Origin of the sequence: Actinopolyspora lacussalsi, assembly GCA_030803735.1 — a bacterium.
In the GTDB taxonomy this organism is placed as follows: domain Bacteria; phylum Actinomycetota; class Actinomycetes; order Mycobacteriales; family Pseudonocardiaceae; genus Actinopolyspora; species Actinopolyspora lacussalsi.
The window spans coordinates 2,578,731-2,603,405 of record JAURUC010000001.1 but is presented as its reverse complement, the minus strand read 5'-3'; the positions used below and the strand labels follow the sequence as shown (position 1 = coordinate 2,603,405).

Sequence of the window (24,675 nt, the reverse complement as noted above, 5' to 3'; positions counted from 1 at the left end):
TCGGGGTATGAGTGCCGTCGGTGAATCCCGCCCTTCCGTCGTCGACGGCTGCGCGGTGGTGCTGGTGGACGACCGCCTCGGGGACGTGGTGCCCGCCGAGGCGGTTCCCTGGCTGCGTGGTGCGGGGGAGGTCTATGCCGATCCCGGACTGGCCGAATCCACCCGTGACTCCTTGGGAGCCGCCGCGCCGCCGGAGCACGCCGAGCTGCTGCGTCGGGCCGCCCGCGAGCCGGTCGTGCTGGTCGCACCCGACGACCACTCGGCAGCGGTGCGGGAACTGCTGGCGGCGGGAGCCCGCGAGGTGCGGGCGACGCCCCCGCCGGGAGTCGAGCTGCTGGACGCGGTGACGGTGATGGACCGGCTGCGTTCCCCCGGCGGCTGCCCGTGGGACGCGCGGCAGACGCACGAGTCGCTGCGCACCTATCTGGTCGAGGAGACCTACGAACTGTTGGAGGCCCTGGAGGGTTCCGACCGCGGTGCCATGCGGGAGGAACTCGGTGACGTGCTGCTGCAGGTGCTGTTCCACGCTCGCGTGGCAACCGAGGACGCGGCCGATCCGTTCGACGTCGACACCGTGGCGGCCGAGCTGGTGAGCAAGCTCGTCTCGCGTCACCCGCACGTGTTCGCCACCGATGATTCGGTGCACGACGCGGAGTCGCAGCACGCGCGGTGGGAGGAGCTAAAGCAGCGCGAGAAGCAACGCGAGTCCGCTGTGGACGGTGTGGCGCACGGGCAACCTGCCGCGGCGCTGGCGGCCAAGCTCGTGCAGCGTGCCGAGCGGGCCGGGATACCGGCCGAGCTGATCGGCGACGACTCCCATCCGGGAGCCGAGCTGTTCGACGCCGTGGCACGCGCGAGACGCGACGGCGGTGACCCGGAGGACACGCTGCGCGCGGCCTCGCTGGCCTTCGACCGACGCATCCGGACCGCCGAGGCACGCGCGCGCACCTCGGGAGCCGATCCCGCGGGGCTGTCCGAATCCGATTGGCGCGAGTACTGGCCAAAAGCCGACGAAACCGGTGAAATCGACGAACCGGGCTGAGGTCTTTCACCCGTGACCGGCGACTCCACCGGATCCGGTGGAGCGGGTAACAGTTCAGTGACCTAGGGAGGTCCGCCATCGTGCCGCGACGACGGAAAGCATCCGACTCGCCGCTCGTGCTGTTGAGCGGACTGGCGATGCTCGCAGTGCTCGTGCTGTTGGCCGGATTGCTGGACAACGGGGGGCAGCAGAATCGGTCCCGGCTGCCCAGCGCCACGGCACCACCCCGTGCCGGGGCGCAGCCACCCCAGGTGCGCCCGTTACCCGGCGGCGCCGATCCGGCCACGACTCCCCGTCCACAGCGGCAGCTCTCCGACTGGGCCGAGAACCTCTCCGACGAGCTCAACATCCCGCTGGCCGCGCTGGAGGCCTACGGCTACGCCGAACTGGCCCTGGAACGCACCAGGCCGGACTGCGGGCTGAGTTGGTCGGTGCTCGCCGGGGTCGGCGCCGTCGAGTCCGGTCACGGCCGCTACGGCGGCTCGGATCTGGACAGCACCGCCCGCCCCGAGCCGCCCATCAGGGGGATCCCGCTGGACGGCAGCGAGGGCGTGCGGCTCATCCGCGACACCGACGATGGGGAGCTGGACGGCGACACGGTCTACGACCGCGCCGTCGGCCCGCTGCAGTTCATCCCGAGCACCTGGCGTGATTGGGGACGCGACGGCGATGCCGACGGGGTGGCGGACCCCGACGATCTCGACGACGCGGCGCTCGCCGCGGGCTACTACCTCTGCGACTCGGGCAGCGACCTGCGCCGTGCCGAGCAGTTCCGCGACGCCGTGCTGCGGTACAACGCCAGCGGCGAGTACGTGCAGCAGGTGCTCGACCACGCCGACGACTACGGCAAGCGCAGCCGCGAACTGCTGCGGAAGCAGTGAAGTGTCCACCCGATCCACCGGGGGTGATTCGGGGAACGTGCGCGAGGTTTCGTGCCGCGAGCGTCGGAGGAAACTCCCCTGTCGCGTCCCGTTTCCGTCGCCGGTCAGAGCGTCATACGCTGCAGCAGGAGATCGCTGTCCGCGAACCCGAATCCCGTCTCTTCGATCGTGGCGGCCAGCAGCAGTGCGAGCGCGGTGGCGGTGGCCGCCGAACCCGACCAGGAGCCACCGCTGATGGCGGAGAAGACACCTCCCAGCACTGCCCCGGCGAACACCGCCAGCACACACCACATGACCAGGTTGTTCACCTGGATCCCGATCTCGGGCGCGTCGGGATAGTAGACGGTGTTGTAGAGCAGCGGCTTGCCGACGTAGAAGGCCACCACCGCACCGAGCAGGCAGGCGATGGTGCGCGGCACGGCCGTGCGAGGAGTTCGGCGAGCGCTGACCAGCACGGCCAGCATTACCCACGGGGTCAGCGCGTGCGCGAACGGGTTCAGCGGGCGGTGGTAGAACCCGAAGGCGGCGAACGCGCCGGAGAGCACCCCGATCGAGCCGACGAGCAGCAGTGCCGCTTCACAGCGCACCGTTGACGCGGCTCCGCGCTGCCGCGTTCACGACGGACAGCTCGTCCGACATTTCGACTTCTCGGGATCACTGGTGGTGCGTCTCGTGCTCCGCGTGCCGGACGCGGAGGACATTTCAGTCTCCCACAGCAAGATCGGGATTCGGGCCGTTACGAACAAGGATCCGGACCGCCCCGAACGGAGGTCGGGTACGGCTGGACAAGTCGCCTAACCTGTTGCAGTGACCGAATCCGCTTCGTCGAAGCCCCCGCGTTCCCGCTCGGTCTCGCGTGCGGTGCTGACCGTCGCCGGACGCGGTGTCCTCGCGGTGGGCACGGTGGCGAGCACCGTGCTCGGTGTGGGTGCGGTGGCTGTGTTCGGGGAACCGTCCGCCGCGCCGCAGGCGCCCCCGCTGGCGCGGCAGAGCGTCGAACCCGCCCCGGTGGAGCCGGGATCGAGCGCCCCCGGCCGGTCCGCGACCGCCTCCGAACCCGGCGACGAATCCGGCGAGGACCCGGTGCGCGACTGGGCCAACGAGGTGGCCGCCGTCGTCGACGTCCCGTCCCGGGCGCTGGTGTCCTATGTGAATGCCGATCTGGCCATGCGCAGCCGCTCCCCGGAGTGTGGCGTGGACTGGGCGACCCTGGCGGGCATCGGGCGGATCGAGTCGGACCACGGCCGTTACAACGGACGCAGGCTCGGCGCCGACGCGGTTCCCTCCAGCCCCATCATCGGAGTGCCGCTGGACGGCGGCGAGGACGTGCGTGCCATCACCGACACCGACGACGGCGTGCTCGACGGTGACCCCGTCCACGACCGCGCCGTCGGGCCGATGCAGTTCATCCCCTCCACCTGGGCGAAGTGGAGCACCGACGGCAGCGGCGACGGGGTCGGCGACCCGCACAACCTCGACGACGCGGCGATGGCCGCCGCGCGCTACCTGTGCGCCGGCGGGCGCGACATGCGCAGCGGCGACGGCTGGTGGTCCGGTGTGATGTCCTACAACAACTCGGTTTCCTACGCCAGGAAGGTGTTCAGCCTGGCCGAGCGATACGCCCAAGCGGGTAGCCGCGACGAATGACGTGGTGTCGGGAGTGCGGCTCGGTCTGCTTGGCGGTGCGGTTGGCGGAACCTCACGGGCCGTCTCGCTGCGGGATCCTCGACATCGAGTAGTTACACGCCACGTCGAGGCTGTCCTCGCGAGACGACCCGTGAGAACCCGCGGCGGTGCCGGTTACGGGATGGGGGCTTGGGCGCGCTGAAGCAGGTCCCCACTCGACGGGCACGAGGGAGCCGCGTTGAGTATCGCTCTACGAAATGCGGGACTGTCGTGTTGGCGGTGGGATACGTCACTCGGTCGCGTTGACCCGAGCGATGTGCGCTCGGATCTCTCCAAGTACTTCCTGGTACGCGGGATCGGGGTACATGGTCGTGGCCAACCGCACCTGGGTGTGCGCCTCGTTCAGTCTTCCCTGCCGTTGCAGGGTTCTTCCCAGTACTAGTCGGGCATAGTGGTCGGACGGGTCCAGTTCGATGACTCGCAGGAACGCCAGTTCGGCACGCTGGAACTGCGCCGAGAACAGATACGCGCGTCCTGCCAGCAGCTGCACGCTCGGCTTGTCCGGATCCTCTTCGAGCACCGGACCGAGCGCGCGTAACGCCTCCAGCGGGCGTCGCTGCGACACAAGGGTTTCCGCTTTGCGGAAAGCTTCTACGGTACCTTCAGCCCTCATTACCACACCAACGGTACGACTCGATCGACGGTTCCGCCATAGTGCTCGGTCGGATGTTGCCAACTCGGTTCCCGTGATCACCCGTCGGATCGGCGCGTTCGTCGCACATGCCGGGAGCCTGACCGCGAGCCTGCGGCGGACGATCAGAGCGCCCGGTTAGGCTCGGAGGCAGTCGTCGGGCGCCCGGCCCGCACCGGCGGGACCGCCGGTGGAAGCATCGCGGCGGGCCGTAGCGTCTCGGATTCACAAAGCTTGTTAGGAGCACACGTGGCGATCATCGAGCAGGTCGGCGCTCGCGAGATCCTGGACTCGCGGGGCAACCCCACCGTCGAGGTCGAGGTGGCCCTGGATGACGGCACGCTGACCCGCGCTGCCGTTCCCTCCGGAGCATCGACCGGCGAACACGAGGCCGTCGAGCTGCGCGACGGTGCCGCCGAGCGCTACGGCGGCAAGGGCGTGGAGAAGGCAGTGGCCGGCGTGCTGGACGAGGTGGGGCCGGAGCTGGTCGGCGTGGAGGCCATCGAACAGCGCGTGGTCGACCAGAAGCTCGTCGACCTGGACGGTACTCCGACCAAGTCCAGGCTGGGGGCCAACGCGATGCTCGGTGCCTCGCTGGCGACCGCCAAGGCGGCAGCCGAGTCGACCGGGCTCGAACTCTTCCGGTACGTGGGTGGCCCCAACGCGCACGTGCTGCCGGTACCGATGATGAACATCCTCAACGGCGGCGCACACGCCGACACCGGTGTGGACATGCAGGAGTTCATGATCGCGCCCATCGGGGCCGACTCGTTCTCGGAGGCGCTGCGCTGGGGCGCCGAGACCTACCAGGCGCTGAAGTCGGTGCTCAAGAGCAAGGGCATGGCCACCGGACTCGGTGACGAGGGCGGCTTCGCACCCGACCTGCCCAACAACCGCGAGGCGCTCGACCTGATCGCCACCGCCGTGGACAAGGCGGGCTACAAGCTGGGCAGGGACGTCGCGCTGGCGCTCGACGTCGCCGCGACCGAGTTCTACTCGGACGGCGTCTATCAGTTCGAGGGCTCCAAGCGCAGTGCCGAGCAGATGATCGGCTACTACACCGAGCTGCTCGACTCCTACCCGCTGGTCTCGATCGAGGACCCGCTCTCGGAGGACGACTGGGACGGCTGGACCCGGATGACCTCCGAGATCGGTGAGAAGGTCCAGATCGTCGGCGACGACCTGTTCGTGACCAACCCGGAGCGGCTGGAGGAGGGCATCAACCGGCGCGCGGCCAACGCGCTGCTGGTCAAGGTCAACCAGATCGGCACGCTGTCCGAGACACTCGACGCGGTGAACCTGGCGAACTCCTGCGGCTACCGCAGCATGATGAGTCACCGTTCCGGCGAGACCGAGGACACCACCATCGCCGATCTCGCGGTGGCCACCGGCTGCGGCCAGATCAAGACCGGTGCGCCGGCCCGCAGCGAGCGGGTGGCCAAGTACAACCAGTTGCTGCGCATCGAGGAGAACCTCGGCGACGCCGCCCGCTACGCGGGTGAACTGGCCTTCCCCAGGTTCAGCGCGGAGGTGTGATCCATGCCGACCGGGCGACCGGCACAACGCGATCGACGGAACGAGGCGGACGGCACGAGCCGTACCCGGCAGTCGACGCGTGCGCGGCGCCCGCGCGGTGACTCGGACGGCAGGACCGCGCCACGTCGGAGGTCCGGGTCCCGAGGGGCCCGGACCCCGGCGGGCACCGGTGGTGCTTTCAAGCTCTCCTCCACCAGGCGGGCCGCCGTGCTGGCCACCCTCGTGTGCGCCATGGCGCTGAGCGTCTCGGTTCCGCTGCGCACGTATCTCGGGCAGCTCGACGAGTTGTCCGACATGGAGCAGCGGGAGCAGCAGCTGAGCGAGGAGGTGCAGCGGCTGTCGGAGCGTAAGGCGGAACTGTCGGACCCGAGTCGGCTGGAGGCCGAGGCGCGGGAGCGCCTCGGCTACGTCCGGCCGGGCGAAACGCCCTACATCGTCGATCTGCCCTCCGAGGAGAAGCAGCAGTCCGAGGAGAAGGCCGCTCCGGAGTCGAAACCGTGGTACCAGCGGATGTGGAACACCTTCACGGGAGAGGGGAAGTGACAGTGTCGGGCGTGGACCCGAGCGGTGAGCCCACCGCGACCGAGGACGACCGGCTGATCGTGCGGCGCCAACTGGGTCGTCCGCCGAGGGGAATGCGTGACGTGGTCACCCGCGACTCCTCGGGCGAACCCACCGTGGTGCGCACCAGCCCCCGGCTGCCGGACGGGACTCCGTTCCCCACGCTGTACTACCTCACCGCACCCCGGCTGGTGACCCTGGTGTCCACGCTGGAGTCCGAGGGGCTGATGCGCGAGATGACCGAGCGGTTGGTCACCGACGCCGAGCTGGCCGAGCGGTATCGCCGCGCGCACCGGGAGTACCTCGCCGAGCGCGACGCGCTCGAACCGCTCGGCACCGAGGTCAGCGCGGGCGGGATGCCCGGCAGGGTGAAGTGCCTGCACGTGCACGTGGCCCACTCGCTTGCCAAGGGGCGCGGGGTTAACCCGTTCGGGGACGAGGCGCTCGACGTGATCGCCCAACGGTGGCCCACTGAAGCACCGGAGCTCTTTCCCGGGTTCGGGTGACTTCCGGACGGGTTGCGTGCTTGGTCCCGTGGCGGAACCTCTCGCACGGCTCTCGCTGCGGGAGGCCCGACATCGAGTAGCCACGCCTACGCCACGTCGGGCCTTCCTCGCGAGAGCCGCACGGGAGAACCCGCGGCGGTGCCGATTGCGAGCATGGTCGGAGTTCGGCCTGCGGGGGTGGTCGGAGTTCGGCTCCGCGTCGTAGCGGCGCGGCGATTTCGCGAGAAATTGACGCCGCCCCGAAATCGGGTGGCGCTTCCGCCCTGCTCTAGTCCTGGTCAGACCAGGTATCGCGGCGGCGCCGACCGCGGGAGTGGTGGGGGTTCGGCGGCTTCAGTCCCCGCGGGGGGTGACCCGGTCCAGCAGGACGTCGGATCTGGTCCCGGTGGCGCCGAGGGTGTGGCCGTCACCGTCCAGCCGGGTCGCCAGGAAGGTTTCGGCGACCTCCGTGGGGGCGGTGCGCAGCAGCAGGCTCGCCTGCAACGTCAGCACGAGCCGTTCCGCCAGGGCGCGAGCCCGTTCCTCGCGCGGTTCGCCCAGTTCCTCCCGCAGCTTTCGCAACGAGCGGTCGTAGCGCTCGTCCCGTCCGGCCGTACGGTCCAGCTCGGCCAGCAGCGTCTCGGCCGTGTCGGGCTGTTTGTGCAGCGCTCGTAGGGTATCCAGCGCGGTTACGTTGCCCGAGCCCTCCCAGATGGACAGCAGCGGCGCCTCCCGGTATAGCCGGGGCATGCCGGACTCCTCGACGTAGCCGTTGCCTCCCAGGCATTCCAGCGCCTCGCCGATCACCGTGGGAGCGCGCTTGCAGACGTAGTACTTCGTGGCGGGCAGCGCCAACCGCAGCAGATCCAGTTCTGCCCGGTCACCGCGTTGTCCCCGGTCGATCGCGCTCGCCAGTCGCATCGCCAGGCCGACGGCCGCCTCCGACTCCACCGCCAGATCCGAGAGGACCGCGCGCATCAGCGGGGTCCGGTTCAGCGTGCTGCCGAAGGCGGCGCGGTGCGCGGCGTGGTGCGCCGCCTCCGAGAGCGCGACGCGCATGTTGGCTGCGGAACCGAGCACGCAGTCCATCCTGGTCATCGACACCATGTCGATGATGCTGCGCACCCCGCGCCCCTCCTCGCCGATCAGCCAGCCGATCGCGCCCTCGTACTCCAGCTCGGCCGAGGCGTTGGACTTGTTGCCCAGCTTGTCCTTGAGCCGCCGCAGCCGTACCGCGTTGCGCGTGCCGTCCGGCAGTACCCGGGGAACCAGCAGGCAGCTCAGCCCGGCAGGGGTCTGTGCCAGCGTGAGGAACAGGTCGTTCATCGGTGCCGAGGTGAACCACTTGTGTCCGACGATCCGGTAGCTGCCGTCGGCCAGCGGCTCGGCCGTGGTGGTGTTGGCGCGGACGTCCGAACCGCCCTGCTTCTCGGTCATCGACATCCCGGCCAGCAGACCGCGCTTGTTCGCGGCGGGCCGGAGACCGAAGTCGTAGTTCGTGGCGCGCAGTCCCGGTTCGTAGACCTCGGCGAGCTCCGGACTGTGCCGCAGGGCGGGGACCGAGGCGAAGGTCATCGAGATCGGGCAGCCGTGGCCCGCTTCGGCCTGCGACCAGAGGTAGAATCCGGCGGCGCGGTGCAGGTGCGCCCCTTCCGGCGCGTCCGGTGCCCACGGTGCCGCGTGCAGCCCCTCGGATACCGCGCGTTCCATCAGCCAGTGCCAGGAGGGGTGGAACTCCACCTCGTCGATGCGGTGACCGTAGCGGTCGTGGCTGCGCAGCACCGGCGGGTGCTCGTTGGCGAGTCTGCCGTGCTCACGTGCGGTGGCGGAGCCCGCCTGCCGCGCCAGTGGACGCAGTTGCTCGATCCGTTCCGACCGGCCGTGCTCGGCCAGTGCCTCCCGCAGTGCCGGGTCGCAGTCCAGTGGATCGAAGTCGTCCAGCGGGGGCGGCTGATTGCTGACCTGGTGGGTCGCCTGGATGGCGAAGTCGGCTGCGGACTCTCCGGGCTGCGTCATGCCCGCAGCGTAGGACATATCGGTTACCGAACAGTAGTAGTCGTCGCTCCCGATCGAGCGGCGCAGCCACGCGAGGGGCCCGGGCCGGGTGGCCGTCAATTTCTCGCGAAATCGCCGGGCCGCTACGACGCGGAGCCGAACCCCACCACTCCAGCAGGCCGCGCTCCGACCACCCTCGCAGTCGGCACCGCCGCGGGTTCTCCCGTGCGGCTCTCGCGAGGACGCCGGAGACGTTGTGTAGGTCGCTACCCGAGGTCGCCGTCCCCGCAGCGAGAGACGTGCGGGAGGTTCCGCCACAGCACCACCCCGGCAACCCGCGCCGGGAAACCGCTGTTCATCGGGCGATCTTCGCGCTGATGAGTTGCAATCCGGAGGGAGTCGGCGATGCCGCGAGGACCAACTGGGGAGGGCGATCGTGCCGCGTCGGAGCAGAACGTCGCCGTGGCGGCGACGTGACCAACCTTCGTGGTGGCCCCGGCATTCCGAATCCGAAACACTTCCGAAACCGACCGCCCGTCGCGGTCCGCGCAGACCACCGGTCGGTTCGCTGTTGGCGCTGTTGGCGTTGCTGTTGCCGTTCGTGCTGGTCGGTGGTGCCAACGCGCTCACGGCCGCGATGTTCGGCGATCCGGGTGGCGGTGACCGTCCCGGAACGCCGCCGAGACAACTGGGGGTCACCGGGGAGCTGCCCGAACAGCGGGAACCCGGCGTGCGACTGCTCCGGGACAGTCGTTCGATGCGGGAGCCTTCCGAACCGGACACCGGAGCGGGTTCCGCCATCCGGGTGCCGGACGGGCCCGCCGGGATTCCGGAGCCGATGCTGCGGGCCTACCGCGACGCCGCGGACCGGATCTCGGAGACCGAGCCGTCCTGCGGGCTGCACTGGTCGGTGCTCGCGGCGATCGGACGTGTCGAGTCCGACCACGGCAACTCCGGTCGGGTGGACGACTCCGGGACGACCGTGACCGCGATCCTCGGGCCACGGCTCAACGGTGGTGCGGGATTCGCCGCCGTGCCGGACACGGATGCCGGTGAGCTGGACGGGGACCCGGTCTGGGACCGCGCGGTGGGCGCGATGCAGTTCCTGCCCGCCACCTGGGACCGCTACGGCGTGGACGGCAACGACGACGGTGTCGCCAGCCCGCACAACGCGCACGACGCGGCGCTGGCTGCCGGGAAATACCTGTGCGCGGTGGGCGGGGATCTGAGCGGCGAGGAGGAGCTGGCCCGCGCGGTGTTCGAGTACAACCACTCGGAACGCTACGTGCGTGACGTGCTCGGCTGGGCCACCGCCTACCGCACCGGCGGCCATCCCACGCCCGCGCCGGACATTTCCGAGCTCGGACCGGCAGCCCCCGAACGAAGTGGCGAGGTGGTCCACCCACCGGCCCCGAGCAACGGGCCGGAACCGAGTGGTCAGCGACCTCCTGGCGAGTTCCCGCCGTTGTCCCCGGCCTCGCCCCCGGAAACCTCGTCTTCGGAGACCGGTCCCTCGGAGACCGTGCCTTCCTTCGAACCGATCGTGCCCGAGACGGCGCAGCGGCCGGCCGGGCAATCCGCCCCCACCGGAAGCGAATCGGGGAGTGACGCCGCGTCGAGCACCGAGCCCGACGTCGAGGAGCCGGATAATTCAGGCGACTGACCGGCGCGTTCCGCACGCGTCGCGGAACGCGCTCCGCGGGGAGGCCGTCAGTTCTGCTGCTCCATCTCCCGACTCATCTGCTCCTGGAACTCGTTCTGGAACTCGGGCGACTGGAAGACCGAGATCGCGAGGATGGCCCAGATGATGCAGATGACCAGGCCGACACCGGACAGGATCGTCCCCGTGATCGCGGCCCTCTTGTTGGTGGCCCTGCCCTGGGAGACCTTCCGGATGCCGATGATGCCGAGGATGATGCCGACGATGACGACCGGCCAGGCGATGATCCCGATCCCGGGGATCAGCGACAGCACCACCCCGATGATGCCGAGCACGAGCGCGGCGGTTCCGAGGCCGTTGCTCGGCTGCTGTTCGGGGTACTGTTGGTAGTCCTGATAGGACACTTTCGATCCTTCCGTGACGTCGTTGGCCGGTGCGTTTCCGGTTCCCGCGAAACTTCGGTTTCCGCGTGCTGCGAACCCGGCACCGAACGGGAAACCCTATAACGCGATTGTCCGGTTGCGGCTCCAGTTGCCCGATCTGGGCCGGCTGTTCACCGTTTCGTTGTACAAGTCGTGACTTTCCCTACACCGACACGCCGAAATCCACCGGTATCTCCCTTGTCCGATCCCGCGCGGTGCCGCTCGCGCCGCTCACCGAGCCGCTATGCGGGCGAGCATCGGCGACACTTCCGCGTACTGCTGACCGAATCGGTTCGGGTCGCCCGTGCCGCCCACCCTGCGCTGCAATAGCCTGGACCCGACAAGGTGCTCGGGACGGACGACGAATCGACAGGGTTCACCGACTTTCGTTCCGTCATTCCTCCGAGACTTTCCGGCCGGGTTGCTGCTAACCGTGGGATCTCCTTCGGCACGCCAGTGCCGAAACACCCACCTACGCAGTCCGCACCGCCGCGGGTTCTCCCGTGCGGCTCTCGCGAGGAAGGCCCGACGTTGGGTAGTCGCTACCCGATGTCGGGCCTCCCGCAGCGAGAGCCGTGCGAGAGGTTCCGCCAAGCGAGCACCCTGTCAAATCAACCGGGAGACTTCGAAGCAGGAGGAAGCATGGTGCGCGTGGCTGCGATCGACTGCGGGACGAACTCGATCCGGCTGTTGATCGCCGAGGTGACCGTGCACGACGACGGCACGCGCGAACTGCGCGATCTGCACCGCGAGATGCGGATCGTGCGGCTGGGGCAGGGGGTCGACGCCACCGGCAGGTTGTCCGAGGATGCGCTCGACCGCACCAGGCAGGCGCTGCACGACTACGACGAGCGCATCCGGGAGGAGGCCGTCGAGCGCACCAGGATGGTGGCCACCTCGGCGACCAGGGACGCGGCCAACCGCGAGGACTTCTTCGGGATGGTCCGCGAGACGCTGGGTGTGGAGGCCGAGATCATCACCGGCGCGGAGGAGGCCAGGCTCTCCTTCATCGGCGCGGTGGGCGATCTGGATCCCGCGGACGGCCCATTCCTGGTGGCCGATGTGGGGGGCGGTTCGACCGAGTTGGTGCTCGGCCACTGGGACGGCAAGGAGGCCGAGATCGTCGGATCCCACTCAGCGGACATCGGATGCGTGCGTCTCACGGAGCGTTGCCTGCACAACGACCCGGCTACCGCCGATGAGGTGAAGATCGCCGGTGAGCTCACGCGGGAGGTGCTGGACGAGGCGTTCGCCGCCGTGGACGTCTCCGCCGCGCGCCGCTGGGTGGGGGTGGCGGGCACCGTCACCACGCTCTCGGCGCTCGCGCACGATCTGCCCGAGTACGATCCAGCGGCGATCCATCTCTCCCGTGTGTCCCGGACCAGTGTCGACGAGACCGCGCGGGAGCTGCTGGCGATGGATCACGAGCAGCGCGCCGCGCTGGGGCCGATGCATCCGGGGCGGGTGGACGTCATCGGGGGAGGCGCGTTGGTCGTCAGCGTCCTCGCGGCCGAGCTGGCGGAGCGCGCGGGGATCACGGATATCACTGTCAGTGAGCACGACATCCTCGACGGTATCGCCCTTTCGATCGGTTGAATCCCGCCATGTGAGACACTTCATTCCGTCAATTGGGTGATTATCTTGCTGAATCGAGAAAGAAAGTGACGGCTTTGTGACAGCTCATTGCCGTGAACTGTGTCTCGCTTATGTTTACGCTCGCACTCATCCGACGACCCGAGGTCGTCGGCGTGGCGACCCTCGCCCTGATCGGCGAGGAGTCACGTAGACAGCGGGAGGAATTTGATGCGCAAGCGACGCATGGTCGCGCCGGTCGCGGCATCGCTGTCGGCGGCCCTGCTGGCAGCAGGCTGCGGCGGCGGTGGCGGCAGCGCCATCACCGAGGCAACCGGGACCCTGGAGGACCCGATCACGGTCCAGTGGGCCGAGCCGCAGAGCGAGTTGGTTCCCACCAACAGCAACGACACCAACGGGAGCCAAGTCCTCAACCCGATGTTCACCGGTCTGGTGGAGTACGACCCCAAGTCCTTCGAGCCGGAGAACGCGATGGCCGAGTCCATCGAGCTCTCGGACGACAAGAAGACCTACACGGTCAAGCTGAAGCAGGGCTGGAAGTTCCACGACGGTGAGGAAGTCACCGCGGACAACTTCGTCCGGGCCTGGAACTACGGCGCCTACGCGGGCAACGCGCAGCAGAACGCCGACATGTTCAACGCGATCCAGGGCTACGACGAGGTTCACCCCGCCGACCCCGACGGCGAGAGCGGCCCGAAGGAACCGCCGGAACCCTCCGCCGAGAAGATGTCCGGCCTGAAGGTGGTCGACGACCACACCTTCACGATCACGCTGAAGAAGCCGTTCAGCGTCTTCACTACCAAGCTCGGCTACCAGGCGTTCTCGCCGATGCCGGATGCGTTCTTCGAGAACAAGGAGGAGTTCCTCAAGAACCCGGTCGGCAACGGGCCCTACGAGTTCGAGAGCCGGACGCCGCAGCAGAGCCTCACGCTGACCCGCTACAAGGACTACAAGGGCGCTGACGCGGGCAGCGTCGACGCGGTCAAGCTGGTGGTCTACAACAAGGCGCAGACCGCCTACCAGGACCTCAAGTCCGACAATCTGGACGTGATCAACGTCATCCCGACCTCCGCGCTGGCCGACAACCGGTGGAAGGACGAGCTCGGCGACCGAGCCATCTCCAAGCCGCGCATGGGCATCACCGTGCTGAACCTCCCGATGTACAAGGAGAAGTTCAAGAACCCCGACCTGCGCAAGGCGCTGTCACTGGCGATCGACCGCGAGAAGATCGTCAACCAGGTCTTCAACGGTGAGGCCACCGCCGCCACCGGCTGGATCGCCCCCGACTTCCCCGGTGGTCCGGACAAGGGTTCCTGCGGCGAGTGGTGCAACTATGACAAGGCCAAGGCCAAGGAGCACCTGGAGAAGGCGGGCGGTTTCGACGGTCAGCTGACGCTGAGCTACAACGCCGACGGTGCGCACAAGCAGTGGATCACCGCCGTGGCGGGCAGCATCCGGGACACCCTGGGCATCAAGGTCGGTCTCAACGCCGTTCCCACCTTCGGCACCTACCAGGACCAGATGGACAACGACGAGATGACCGGTCCGTTCCGCTACGGCTGGGTCGCCGACTACCCGACGCCGCGGACCTTCCTCAAGCCGCTCTACACCTCCAGCGGTTCGGCGAACAACACCGGTTACTCGAGCGAGAAGTTCGACAACCTGATCGCCGAGGCCGACAAGGCCGCCACCGTGGACAAGGCCAACCAGCTCTACAACGAGGCGGCATCGCAGCTGGGCAAGGACGTGCCGTCCATCCCGCTGTTCACCAACGCGGTGAAGGGTGCGACCTCGAACCGGTTGGCCGAGGGCACGCTCAACTCCCGCACGGTTCCCGCGATCAGCACCTTCAAGGTGGCTCAGGCGGGAGAGTGAGTCAGAAGGCGTTCCGGAACGGCTAGGGTGACCCTCCTGCACGGTAGGTGGCGCTTCGGCACATGAGCTGGCTGCGCCGTGGGAGAGCGGGGCACGTAGGGTGAGTGACCACTCGATGTGCCCCGCGACGCGGCGGAGTCGACGGCCCTGCCGGAGAACCGGTCACCCGTAATCGCCATTCCGCGAGGTCTTCTCGGGTTACGGACTGTTTCTGCCCGGTCCACCGTCGCCAAAAGCGGCGGTGGACCGGGTGTGTCCTCGTCGAAGGAGGGTTCGGTGGGCCGATACATACTGCGGCGGCTGCTGCAGTTGATTCCGGTGTTCATCGGAACGACGTTCATCATCTACTCGTTGGTCTGGGCCATCCCCGGCAACCCGTTCGCGGGAATGTGCGGGCCGCGTGGTTGCCCGCCCGCGTTCATCGAGCAGATGACCCAGGAATACAACCTGGACAAACCGTTGCCGGTGCAGTACGTCCTCTACCTGGGGCAGCTGTTCAGCGGCAACTTCGGGCAGACCTTCAACGGCATCGAGGTCAGTACGCTGATCCAGAACGCTTATCCGGTCACCCTCAAACTCGCCACCATCGCGCTGGTCTTCGAGGCAGTGATCGGCATCGCCGCCGGCATTCTGACCGCGCTGCGCGGCAAGGGCTTTGTGGACAATCTCGTGCTCGCCGCCACGCTCTTCCTGATCGCGGTGCCGGTCTTCGTCAGCGGGTTCATCATCCAGGTCGTGTTCGGCGTGCAGCTCGAATGGATCCAGCCTTCGGTCGGCAGTGATCCCACCATCGGACAACTCATCGCTCCCGGGCTCGTGCTCGGCAGCCTGTCCATGGCCTACATCGCCCGGTTGACGCGTACCGCGATGTTCGAGAACAAGCGCGCGGACTACATCCGCACCGCCACGGCCAAGGGCCTCAAACCGCGCCGGGTGGTCTCGGTGCACATGCTGCGCAACTCGTTGATCCCGGTGATCACCTTCATCGGTACCGACTTCGGTGCGCTGATGGGCGGTGCCATCGTGACCGAGGGTGTGTTCAACATCCACGGCATCGGCGGCCTCGTCTTCGATGCCATCAAGACCCAGGAGGGCGTCACCGTCACCGGCGTGGTCACCCTGTTGGTGGTTGTCTACCTGCTGATGAACCTGCTGGTGGACATTCTCTACGCGGCTCTGGACCCGAGGATCCGATATGACTAACGCAGGGGAAGGCCAGCAGCACATTCTCGCTGCCGGGGCTTACGCCGAAGGTGAGATCGAAGCGAGAAAGCAGGGGGAGAACGGCGGTGAGTCGTCCGGCGCCCCCGAACCGCGGCAGCAGGCTCCCAAGCAGGAGAAGCAGCGGGGACTCTGGGGCGACGCCTGGCTCGAGCTGCGGCGCAAGCCGCTGTTCATCATCGGCAGCGTCATCATTCTGCTGCTGGTCGCGATCTCGATCTTTCCGGGATTCTTCGCGCCGGGCGATCCCAACGCGCAGAACCTCACGCTGGCCCGCCAGGGACCGTCCGCCGACGCCCCGTTCGGCTACGACTCGATCGGCCGCGACATCTACACCAGGGTGATCCACGGCGCGCGTGCCTCCATCGTGGTCGGTGTGCTCGCCACGCTGCTCACAGTGGCCATCGGTTCGCTGGTGGGGCTGTTCGCGGGCTACTTCGGAGGCAAGACCGACAGCTTCCTGGCGCGGTTCGCCGAGATCTTCCTGGGGTTGCCGTTCGTGCTCGGCGCCATCGTCATCCTGTCGGTGTTCAACGCCGGTATCCAGGGAGCGCCCGGCACGATACGCATCATGCTGCAGGTCATCCTCACCATCGGGGCACTGGCCTGGCCGATCTCGATGCGCATCATGCGTTCGGCCGCGATCGCTGCCAAGCAGCAGGACTACGTCAACGCCGCCAAGGCGCTGGGTGCCAGCCACACGCGGATCATCTTCAAGCACGTGCTGCCGAACTGCCTGGCTCCGGTGATGGTCTACGCCACGATCGCGCTCGGCCAGTTCGTCGGGCTGGAGGCGACGCTGTCCTATCTGGGGCTCGGGCTGCAGTACCCGGTCGTCTCCTGGGGAATGATGATCTCCGACTCGCAGCAGTACATCATCAGCACGCCGCACATGCTGCTATTCCCGGCGGGCTTCCTGGTGATCACGGTTCTGGCGTTCGTGATGCTGGGTGACGCGGTGCGCGACGCGCTGGATCCGAAACAACGGTAGTAAGGAGGGCCGCTTTGTCGGCTACCGACGACAGCACGGGCGGCTCGCCGGAGTCGCGTCTGCTCGAAGTGGAAGACCTGCACGTCGAGTTCCGCACCCGCGAGGCCACGGCGAACGTGCTCAACGGGGTGGGGTATCACGTCGACGCGGGGGAGACCCTCGCCGTGCTCGGCGAATCGGGCTCCGGCAAGAGCGTCACGGCGCAGACCGTGATGGGCATTCTGGACACTCCGCCGGGCTTCGTGACCAAGGGAGCCATCCGTTATCGCGGGGAGGAGCTCCTCTCCGCGACGGAGGACCGTCGCCGTGGCCTGCGGGGCGAGAACATGGCGATGATTTTCCAGGACGCCCTCTCCGCGCTCAACCCGGTTTACACCGTGGGATTCCAGATCGCCGAGCAGTTCCGCTTCCGGCGTGGGATGTCGCGCAAGGACGCGATGGCCAAGGCCGCCGAGATGCTGGACCTGGTCAAGATCCCCAACGCCAAGCAGCGCGTGAAGGAGTTCCCGCACCAGTTCTCCGGCGGCATGCGGCAGCGCGCCATGATCGCGATGTCGCTGGCGCTGGACCCGGACCTGCTCATCGCCGACGAGCCGACCACGGCGCTGGACGTGACGGTGCAGGCCCAGATCATGGATCTGCTGGACGAGCTGCGCCGCGAACGCGGGATGGGACTGATCCTGATCACCCACGACCTCGGCGTGGTCGCCGAGGTCGCCGACCGCATCGCGGTGATGTACGCCGGTCGGGTGGTGGAGGAGTCCGACGCGGAATCGCTGTACAAGCGCCCCGCGCACCCCTACACCGAGGGGCTGATGGAGTCCATTCCCCGGCTGGACCAGAAGGGCGAACAGCTGGCCAGCATCAAGGGGCTCCCGCCCAACCTCGCGAACATCCCCGAGGGCTGCCCGTTCCACCCGCGTTGTCACCGCGCCACGGACGAGTGCCGCCGGAAGGTTCCGGAGTTGCTCGAACTCCGCCCCGGGCGCTACAGCGCCTGCCACTTCGCCGAGGAGTTGATCAGCAGTGAGTGAGCCGATTCTGCAAGTTCGCGACCTGGTCAAGCACTTCCCGGTGCAGCAGGGGATCGTGTTCAAGAAGACCATCGGTCACGTGCGGGCGGTGGACGGCGTCTCCTTCGACCTCAACCGGGGCGAGACGCTGGGCATCGTGGGCGAGTCCGGCTGCGGCAAGTCCACACTGGCCCAGGTGCTGATGCGGCTGGAGCAGCCCACCAGCGGCAGCGCGCTGTTCGAGGGTGTGGACATGTTCGGCAAGAAGAGCGCGTCCCAGCTTCGGCAGCTGCGCAGGGACATGCAGATCGTGCTGCAGGACCCCTACACCTCGCTGAACCCGCGCAAGACGGTGGGCGACATCGTCGGCGAGCCGTTCGAGATCCACCCCGAGGTGGCGCCGAAGGGCGACCGGCAGCGGCGGGTGCAGGAGCTGCTCGACACCGTCGGGCTCAACCCGGAGCACGTGCGGCGCTATCCGCACCAGTTCTCCGGTGGACAGCGGCAGCGGATCGGCATCGCCCGTGCGCTGGCGCTCAAGCCCAAGGTGATCGTCTGCGACGAGCCGGTGTCCGCACTGGACGTCTCCATCCAGGCGCAGGTGATGAACCTGCTGAGTGATCTGCAGTCCGAGTTCGGCCTGTCCTACATCTTCATCGCCCACGACCTCGGCGTGGTGCGGCACCTCTCCGACCGGGTGGGCGTGATGTACCTGGGTAAGATGGTCGAGAACGGGACCGAGGACCAGATCTACGAGCACCCGCAGCACCCCTACACCCAGGCGTTGCTGTCCTCGGTGCCCGTGCCCGATCCCTCGGTGCGCGACCGCAGGGAGGCCATCCGGCTGACCGGCGACGTGCCCAGCCCGGCGAACCCGCCGTCCGGCTGCCGGTTCCGCACCAGGTGCTGGAAGGCGCAGGACATCTGTGCCGAGCAGGAGCCCGAGCTGGCCGTGCGGCGCGACGGCGGCCGCATCGATCTCGAACTGGCCGACGGCCACCCCAGTGCCTGTCACTTCGCCGAACGGAACGACCACGTCGTTTCCTGAGGGGAACGCTGCCTCCTCGAAGGGCATCTCTTCGCGGTGGTGGGGGCGTCGATTTCGCGAGAAATCGACGCCCCGGTGCGGCGGTGCGGTCCCGGTCGGCGTCAATTTCTCGCGAAATCGCGGCGCCGCTACGACGCAGGGCTGAGCTTCCACCACTCCCGCAGGCCGAACTCCGACCACCCTCGCAATCGGCACCGCCGCGGGTTCTCTCGTGCGACTCTCGCGAGGAAGGCCCGACGTTGGGTAGGTCGCTACCCGATGTCGGGCCTCCCCGGAGCGAGAGTCGTGCGCGAGGTTCCGCCACTGGACCGACCGAGCAAACCGAGCGGACGAACCGCTTCACCGGGAGACGAACTCGGCGAGATCTGCGGACTGCTTGATCCGCGAGGGCTCGTGCACGTACATCATGTGCCCGGCGGGGTAGTAGCGGACCTCGATGTTGTCGCGCAGTTCCCGCGGGATCTCCAGCTGTGCCAGGGTGTGCTCGGCCGCGAAGTACGGCGTCGCCCCGTCGGTGTGCCCGCAGCCCACGTGCACCCGCAGGTGCGGGTTGCTGCGCATCGCCTTGGCCAGTTTGTCCGTCGCGGTCACCGCCGTCCCCTCGAAGTCCTCGTAGGACCACGGATGGACCCGTGGGGACAGCACCTCGTAGGGCAGGTCGTTGGAGTACTCCAGCTCCTGCCGCAGGTAGTGGTTGACCCCGGCCGAGTAGGCTCCGATGATCCCCGAGACGCTCGGGTCGTCCGAGAGGTGCTCGCCGCCCGCGTCGGGCTCCCAACCGGTGAAGCGTCCGTCCATGCGACCGACGGTCAGCCGCTTCTCGCGCAACAGCTCGGTGAAGAACCGCAGGTGCTCGATCCGCAGATTCACCCGGTCCACGTAGTCCGGGCTCAGCCCGGTCAACTCGGCGGTGCGCCGCACCACCTCGGCGCGGTCCTCGTCCGACAGCCGGGCACCCTGCCGCAGCGCCCACGGGTGATCCCGCGCCGCGAACTCCTCGGCCTCGTCCAGCACCTCGCGCAGCGGCCGGTCCCCGTGCTTGCCGTGGTGGTGCGCGATGGCCGCGTAGGTCGGCAGGAAGAGACTGTAGGGCAGGTCGTTGCCCTCGGTGAAGCGGATCGTGCCCATGTCCAGCACCGTCGAGATCAGCAGCAACCCGTTCGGGTAGAGCCCGTGCTTGCTCTGCAGGTGTTCGGCCAGTGACGCGGCCCGCAGCGTGCCGTAGGACTCGCCCGCCAGGTACTTGGGCGACAGCCAGCGGCCGTTGCGCGTGGTCCACAGCCGGATCAGCTCCGCCACCGACTCGATGTCGCGCCGGTAACCGTGGAAGTCGCCCGCCTTGCCACCGCGAACCGCCCGGGAGAAACCGGTGGATACCGGGTCGATGAACACCAGGTCGCTGTGTGCCAGCAGCGTTTCCGGATTGTCGGTGAGCCCGTACGGTGGGGCCGCGAGCTGGCCCGCGTCGCCGGAGACCACCTTGCGCGGCCCCAGCAGCCCCATGTGCAGGAACGCGCTGGCCGCTCCGGGACCGCCGTTGAAGGCGAACGTGACCGGACGGTCGGACGACTCCGGCGAATCGGCCACGTACGAGGTCACGAACACCTCGGCGCCGGCGACGTGCCCGTCGAACTTGCCGTCGGTGTAGCTCTCCTCCCGCAGCACGTACCGGCCCGCCGTGGCCGTGTAGGAGAGTTGCTTGCCGTTGGCCGTGATCGTGTGATGTGTGCTGACCAGGTCGTCGGTCGGTTCGGCCGAAGGCGTGCTCGACTGCCGGTTCGACTCGCCGGTGTTGTCGGTTTCCTCACTGGCTGTCATGTGCCGTAGCCTAATCGCCTCGATCGGAGGATTCGGTGGCCCGCGCAGGGGTGTTCGAGCGATGTGCCACTGTGACCGTGGTGAACGAGACACACTCCCGAGCACCCGTCCCGGGGCCGGTCGAGCCGACCACCTCGACGGTCGAGGCGAGCACGCTGGCCGAGCTGGACGAGGCGGTCACCGGTTGTCGCGCCTGCCCCAGACTGGTGAGCTGGCGGGAACGGGTGGCCGAAGAGAAGCGCGCCGCCTTTCGTACGCAGGAGTACTGGGGCAGACCCGTACCGGGGTTCGGGCCCTCCGACGCCTCGCTGGCGCTGGTGGGACTGGCACCCGCCGCACACGGGGCGAATCGGACGGGACGCATGTTCACCGGGGACCGCTCCGGTGAGGTGCTCTACCGGGCGCTGTTCGACGTGGGCCTGGCCTCGGCGCCGCGCTCCGAGTCGGCCGACGACGGGCTGCGGCTGTACGGTACGCGGATCACCGCGCCGGTGCGGTGCGCCCCTCCCGCGAACAAGCCGACCCCCGCGGAGCGCGACACCTGCTCGCCCTGGCTCGCACGCGAGTTCGAGCTGCTCCGACCCACCCTGCGAGTCGTCGTGGTGCTGGGTGGTTACGGCTGGCAGGCCCTGTTGCCGGTGCTGGCGGCCGGTGGTTGGGAAGTGCCCCGGCCGAAGCCGAGGTTCGGTCACGGCGCCCGTGCGACGCTGCGCGACACGGCGGGAGGGGAGCTGCTGCTACTGGGCTGCTACCACGTCAGCCAGCAGAACACCTTCACCGGAAGGCTCACCCCGGAGATGCTGCGCGACGTGCTGGGACGCGCCAAGGAAGCGGCGGGGTTGGCGTGAGGCCGCACCACCTGGCGCATAACGCTTGCCGTGAGTGGACATCAGCCGGGCCCGAGAACGTCGAGATCGTGGACTACCACTGAAGGGAGCTGAGGATGTCCGACGAGTGCGTCATGCCTCCGGTTCATCCCGGGGAAGTCCTGGCCGAGGAGTACTTGGAGCCGCTCGGCGTCACCCAATATCGAGTGGCCGTCGCGATCGGTGTTCCGCCGCGTCGTATCAACGAGATCGTGCACGGCGCGCGCGGGATCTCCGCTGACACCGCACTACGGCTGGCGCGGTTTTTCGGGACGTCCGAGCGGTTCTGGCTGAACCTGCAGTCTCGCTACGACCTCGAACGGGAGAAGGACAACCTGGCCGATTCGTTGGATCGGATCCACCCGTTGGGAGCCTGACGCCACGCCGAGTCCTGATGGCTGCCCGATGCCCGAACTCAGCCGGCAGAACACCTTCACCGGCAGGCTGACGCCGGAGATGCTGCGTGCGGTGCTCACCGAGGCCAAGGACTCCGCAGGCCTGGGGGAGTGAGGTTTTCCGGCCGGGGCGGTGCCTGCGAGGCGGCGATCTCGGAACGGCGTCGATTTCTCGCGAAATCGCCGGGTCCGTGTACGACCTGGCGACCCGGTGAAGTGCCGCGCTCGGCGGCTCCGGTGCCGTGGGGGTGTCGATTTCGCGCCTGGTTTCAGTGGGTGGGCGCGCCGTGATCGCTGCGCCCGCGATTGGTGCGCTGCGCTCGCTGCCCCGTGATCGGTGCGATGGGGGAGCGTGTGACGGGAACCTCGATTCCGTGGTTCCGTGCTCGTGGATCCGAATCTCCGGTATGGTGGGCGGGGATGATTCGAGATCGTTTTCACTCGGTGCTCGCGGTGTCGTAGGCGAGCGTCGAACACGCCGCTCGTGCTCGTTCCCTCCCGGTGATCCCGGTTTTCTCCAGAGGGCGCGCATCGTGCGCGAGCGGAGCACACAACGATTGCGTACCGTGATTTCGGTGGACGCAACGTTCACACCCGCACACGGGCTGTTTTTGTGATCAGGAACACCCGCGAGCGGTGTCACATTTGAGGGGGCCGCCGGGGCGGCCCATCGCGTATTGGTGTGACCATAGAGGCATGGCTGGTAAATCCGATCCCACCCGGATTCTCATCCTCGGCGGCGGCTACGTCGGTATGTACACCGCGTTGCGCCTGCAGTCCAAGCTCGGCCGCCGTGAGGCTTCGGTGACGGTCGTCGACCCTCAGCCGCATATGACCTACCAGCCCTTCCTCCCGGAAGCGGCGGCGGGCAACGTTGAGCCCCGTCACGTGGTAGCGCCGTTGCGACGAGTGTTGAAGCGGTGTCACGTTCTCACCGCGCGTGTCACGGAGGTCAACCACGAGAAGCGATCGGTCACGGTGGAAGATGCCGAGGGCATCGCCAGTGACCTGGGCTACGACGTGCTCGTTGTCGCACTCGGGTCCGTCTCGCGCCTGCTGCCGATCCCGGGGCTGCCCGAACAAGGTATTGGTCTCAAGACCGTGGGCGAAGCGATCTATCTGCGCAACCACGTGCTCGCGAAGATGGACGCCGCCGCCAACACCACCGATCCGGAGCTGCGCAAGCGCCTGCTGAATTTCACCTTCGTCGGTGGGGGGTACGCGGGTACCGAGGCGCTGGCCGAGTTGGAGGACATGGCCAGGTACGCCACCCGCTACTACGAGTCCATCTCACGCGACGACATGAGCTGGTCGCTGATCGAGGCCGCCGGGCGGATCATGCCCGAGGTCAGCGAGAAGATGGGCGTCTACACCGTCAAGGCCCTCGAGGAACGCGACATCAAGGTCTACCTGAACACCTTCCTCAAGTCGGTGGAGAACGGCCACGCCGTGCTCTCGGACGGTACCGAGTTCGACACCGACACCCTGGTATGGAACGCCGGGGTGAAGGCCAACCCGGTGCTGAAGAACACCGACCTCCCGCTGGACGAGCGCGGCAGGATCAAGGCCACCTCGCACCTGCGCGTCGAGGGACATCCCGACGTCTGGGTCGCGGGCGACTGCTCGGCCGTGCCGGACCTGTCCAAGGCGGAGGAGGACCCCAACGCCACCTGCGCCCCCTCGGCGCAGCACGCCGTTCGGCAGGCCAACCAGCTGGCGAAGAACCTCATCTCCTCGCTGCGTGGCCGCAAGACCGCGGCGTACTTCCACCGCAACGCGGGGTCCGTCGCGGGGCTGGGGCTCTACAAGGGTGTGGCCGACGTCTACGGCTTCAAGGCCAAGGGCTTCGTGGCCTGGTTCATGCACCGCACCTACCACGTGAGCAAGATGCCGACCTTCAACCGCAAGGCGCGGATCGTCATCGACTGGACGCTGGCGTTCCTGTTCCGTCGCGAGGTCGTCTCGATGGGCCAGATCCAGAACCCCCGTTCCGATTTCAAGCGTGCGGCTTCCAGTTGAGCCCGTTCCGGGCTCCTCGGTCGGTGATCACACGATCGGCAACGGGCCGTGCGTCGGGAAACCGGCGCACGGCCCGTTGTGTGTGATCCCCCGCTCTCTTGACTTTCTGTGACCTGTTAACAAGCATTACCCGAAAAGTGTCACCTGTATGGGTGGCTATGATGGTGCGCGTGGCGCGTCAGTGTTGATGTTTTTTACACGCTGTGATCGGGTTTGCTCCAGATGGCGGTTTCGTTTCTTCTGGAACCAACGGCAGCATTGGCACGTCTTAACAAGGGGCCCACTGTGGGTCGGTTACCGAAGGCGTGTCGGTGACGAGCCGAGGACGCGCCCCCGTAGCCCAATCGGCAGAGGCGGACGACTTAAAATCGTCGTAGTGTCGGTTCGAGTCCGACCGGGGGCACCGAAAACCCTGGGCACAACATGTGTAGATCATGAAGCCCAGCGGGATGGCCCGGTGTGTCCATTCCGGAGTCGTTGTACCGCTGTCGAGACGACTTTCGGCGAGATCGTTCCTACGTGAGGTCGTGGACACGACGTTTGTCGATCCTCTTCCACTGTCCTCTTTCGTCGCTTCCTTGTCGAACATCGCGACGTGGACGGTCCCGCCTCGGATCCCCGGGCGTCGAACCGGCTGTGAGCGGCGTCTCCTGTCGCTGCTGTGTTCGTCCGACGACGCTGCGCCGCCCACACCGAGCGGAGTCGCGCTCACCGGAATTGTTAGGTTCTTCCTCGCCAGTCAACCCGTCCGGGCAGTGTCGCCGGGCGGCGCAGGGAATCCGGTGTGAATCCGGAGCTGACGCGCAGCGGTGAGAGGGACGCGCGGAGTATCGGCCACTGAGACGAGCTCTCGGGAAGGCGCTCCGGGCGGAGGATCTCGAGCCCGAAAACCTGCTGGCTGTGGCGTCGCCCCCGCGACGCACGGAAACCGCCCGCA

At 67.9% G+C, this 24,675-nt stretch carries 21 protein-coding genes, 1 tRNA gene, 1 pseudogene and 1 riboswitch; of the genes and pseudogenes, 18 read left to right on the top strand and 5 right to left on the bottom strand.

Going from position 1 to position 24,675, the window contains the following annotated elements; translation table 11 throughout:
* The first annotated feature begins 7 nt into the window (after positions 1-7).
* The gene (locus J2S53_RS11570) at positions 8-1,042 is read left to right on the top strand and encodes a MazG family protein (protein ID WP_456240971.1); all 1,035 of its coding nucleotides are present in this window, start codon (positions 8-10) and stop codon (positions 1,040-1,042) included.
* Between the two features lie 137 nt (positions 1,043-1,179).
* Positions 1,180-1,923, top strand: a complete 744-nt coding sequence (locus J2S53_RS11565; protein WP_456242773.1) for a lytic transglycosylase domain-containing protein — start codon at positions 1,180-1,182, stop codon at positions 1,921-1,923.
* Positions 1,924-2,027: 104 nt separating this feature from the next.
* Here J2S53_RS11565 and J2S53_RS11560 read toward each other — a convergent pair whose 3' ends face one another.
* Positions 2,028-2,510: a hypothetical protein gene (locus tag J2S53_RS11560; protein ID WP_456240970.1), complete on the bottom strand. Its 483-nt coding sequence runs from the start codon at positions 2,508-2,510 to the stop codon at positions 2,028-2,030.
* Positions 2,511-2,730: 220 nt separating this feature from the next.
* On the opposite strand from J2S53_RS11560, the gene J2S53_RS11555 reads away from it, so the two are divergent.
* Positions 2,731-3,570 carry a lytic murein transglycosylase gene (locus tag J2S53_RS11555; RefSeq protein WP_456240969.1) on the top strand — a complete coding sequence of 280 codons (840 nt, stop codon included), beginning with the start codon at positions 2,731-2,733 and terminating at the stop codon, positions 3,568-3,570.
* 268 nt (positions 3,571-3,838) lie between these two features.
* Here the strand turns inward: J2S53_RS11555 and J2S53_RS11550 are convergent, their stop codons facing one another.
* A complete protein-coding gene (locus tag J2S53_RS11550; RefSeq protein ID WP_092922616.1) occupies positions 3,839-4,222 on the bottom strand; it encodes a tetratricopeptide repeat protein in 384 nt (127 codons plus the stop codon).
* Between the two features lie 267 nt (positions 4,223-4,489).
* Here J2S53_RS11550 and eno point away from each other — a divergent pair, with 267 nt between their 5' ends.
* From eno to J2S53_RS11535, 3 genes are read left to right on the top strand one after another with little or no spacing between them, the layout of a single operon-like run.
* Positions 4,490-5,776 (top strand): phosphopyruvate hydratase, encoded by a 1,287-nt coding sequence (eno, locus tag J2S53_RS11545; RefSeq protein ID WP_092922613.1) that lies wholly within the window; start codon positions 4,490-4,492, stop codon positions 5,774-5,776.
* 3 nt (positions 5,777-5,779) lie between these two features.
* The gene (locus tag J2S53_RS11540) at positions 5,780-6,319 is read left to right on the top strand and encodes an FtsB family cell division protein (RefSeq protein ID WP_456240968.1); all 540 of its coding nucleotides are present in this window, start codon (positions 5,780-5,782) and stop codon (positions 6,317-6,319) included.
* The gene (locus tag J2S53_RS11535; protein ID WP_456240967.1) at positions 6,316-6,843 is read left to right on the top strand and encodes a DUF501 domain-containing protein; all 528 of its coding nucleotides are present in this window, start codon (positions 6,316-6,318) and stop codon (positions 6,841-6,843) included. The genes J2S53_RS11540 and J2S53_RS11535 overlap by 4 nt, the downstream gene beginning before the upstream one ends.
* A 333-nt stretch (positions 6,844-7,176) precedes the next feature.
* On the opposite strand, the gene J2S53_RS11530 is transcribed toward J2S53_RS11535, so the two are convergent.
* Entirely contained in the window at positions 7,177-8,838 is a 1,662-nt protein-coding gene (locus J2S53_RS11530; RefSeq protein ID WP_456240966.1) for an isovaleryl-CoA dehydrogenase, read from the bottom strand.
* 550 nt (positions 8,839-9,388) lie between these two features.
* On the opposite strand from J2S53_RS11530, the gene J2S53_RS11525 reads away from it, so the two are divergent.
* Positions 9,389-10,480, top strand: coding sequence for a lytic murein transglycosylase (locus tag J2S53_RS11525; protein WP_456240965.1), 1,092 nt, complete (start codon positions 9,389-9,391; stop codon positions 10,478-10,480).
* A 47-nt stretch (positions 10,481-10,527) separates the two neighbouring features.
* On the opposite strand, the gene J2S53_RS11520 is transcribed toward J2S53_RS11525, so the two are convergent.
* Positions 10,528-10,881: a hypothetical protein gene (locus J2S53_RS11520; protein ID WP_456240964.1), complete on the bottom strand. Its 354-nt coding sequence runs from the start codon at positions 10,879-10,881 to the stop codon at positions 10,528-10,530.
* A 660-nt stretch (positions 10,882-11,541) separates the two neighbouring features.
* Here J2S53_RS11520 and J2S53_RS11515 point away from each other — a divergent pair.
* The 6 genes from J2S53_RS11515 to J2S53_RS11490 all read left to right on the top strand — a co-directional run bounded on the left by J2S53_RS11515 (position 11,542) and on the right by J2S53_RS11490 (position 18,640).
* The gene (locus tag J2S53_RS11515; RefSeq protein WP_456240963.1) at positions 11,542-12,495 is read left to right on the top strand and encodes a Ppx/GppA phosphatase family protein; all 954 of its coding nucleotides are present in this window, start codon (positions 11,542-11,544) and stop codon (positions 12,493-12,495) included.
* Positions 12,496-12,702: 207 nt separating this feature from the next.
* Complete coding sequence (locus J2S53_RS11510; RefSeq protein ID WP_456240962.1) at positions 12,703-14,367, top strand: peptide ABC transporter substrate-binding protein; 1,665 nt, start codon at positions 12,703-12,705, stop codon at positions 14,365-14,367.
* 276 nt (positions 14,368-14,643) lie between these two features.
* The gene (locus tag J2S53_RS11505) at positions 14,644-15,570 is read left to right on the top strand and encodes an ABC transporter permease (protein ID WP_092923272.1); all 927 of its coding nucleotides are present in this window, start codon (positions 14,644-14,646) and stop codon (positions 15,568-15,570) included.
* Positions 15,563-16,579 carry an ABC transporter permease gene (locus tag J2S53_RS11500; RefSeq protein ID WP_456240961.1) on the top strand — a complete coding sequence of 339 codons (1,017 nt, stop codon included), beginning with the start codon at positions 15,563-15,565 and terminating at the stop codon, positions 16,577-16,579. The genes J2S53_RS11505 and J2S53_RS11500 overlap by 8 nt, the downstream gene beginning before the upstream one ends.
* Before the next feature lie 14 nt (positions 16,580-16,593).
* Complete coding sequence (locus J2S53_RS11495; RefSeq protein ID WP_456240960.1) at positions 16,594-17,613, top strand: ABC transporter ATP-binding protein; 1,020 nt, start codon at positions 16,594-16,596, stop codon at positions 17,611-17,613.
* The gene (locus J2S53_RS11490) at positions 17,606-18,640 is read left to right on the top strand and encodes an ABC transporter ATP-binding protein (protein ID WP_456240959.1); all 1,035 of its coding nucleotides are present in this window, start codon (positions 17,606-17,608) and stop codon (positions 18,638-18,640) included. Before J2S53_RS11495 ends, J2S53_RS11490 begins: the two co-directional genes overlap by 8 nt.
* A gap of 339 nt (positions 18,641-18,979) precedes the next feature.
* Here J2S53_RS11490 and J2S53_RS11485 read toward each other — a convergent pair whose 3' ends face one another.
* A complete protein-coding gene (locus tag J2S53_RS11485) occupies positions 18,980-20,458 on the bottom strand; it encodes a S10 family peptidase (RefSeq protein ID WP_456240958.1) in 1,479 nt (492 codons plus the stop codon).
* Positions 20,459-20,613: 155 nt separating this feature from the next.
* Between J2S53_RS11485 and J2S53_RS11480 the strand changes: the two genes are divergently transcribed.
* The 5 genes and pseudogenes from J2S53_RS11480 to J2S53_RS11460 all read left to right on the top strand — a co-directional run bounded on the left by J2S53_RS11480 (position 20,614) and on the right by J2S53_RS11460 (position 24,141).
* On the top strand, positions 20,614-21,306 hold the full coding sequence (locus J2S53_RS11480) for a uracil-DNA glycosylase (protein ID WP_456242772.1): 693 nt from the start codon (positions 20,614-20,616) through the stop codon (positions 21,304-21,306).
* Between the two features lie 95 nt (positions 21,307-21,401).
* Positions 21,402-21,701 (top strand): HigA family addiction module antitoxin, encoded by a 300-nt coding sequence (locus J2S53_RS11475; RefSeq protein ID WP_456240957.1) that lies wholly within the window; start codon positions 21,402-21,404, stop codon positions 21,699-21,701.
* 37 nt (positions 21,702-21,738) lie between these two features.
* Positions 21,739-21,834: pseudogene (locus tag J2S53_RS11470) on the top strand (uracil-DNA glycosylase); the annotation flags it as partial.
* A gap of 581 nt (positions 21,835-22,415) precedes the next feature.
* On the top strand, positions 22,416-23,738 hold the full coding sequence (locus tag J2S53_RS11465) for an NAD(P)/FAD-dependent oxidoreductase (protein ID WP_092979625.1): 1,323 nt from the start codon (positions 22,416-22,418) through the stop codon (positions 23,736-23,738).
* Between the two features lie 329 nt (positions 23,739-24,067).
* Positions 24,068-24,141, top strand: a tRNA-Leu gene (locus J2S53_RS11460).
* A 316-nt stretch (positions 24,142-24,457) separates the two neighbouring features.
* A riboswitch (cobalamin riboswitch) is annotated at positions 24,458-24,651 on the top strand.
* Positions 24,652-24,675 lie beyond the last annotated feature (24 nt).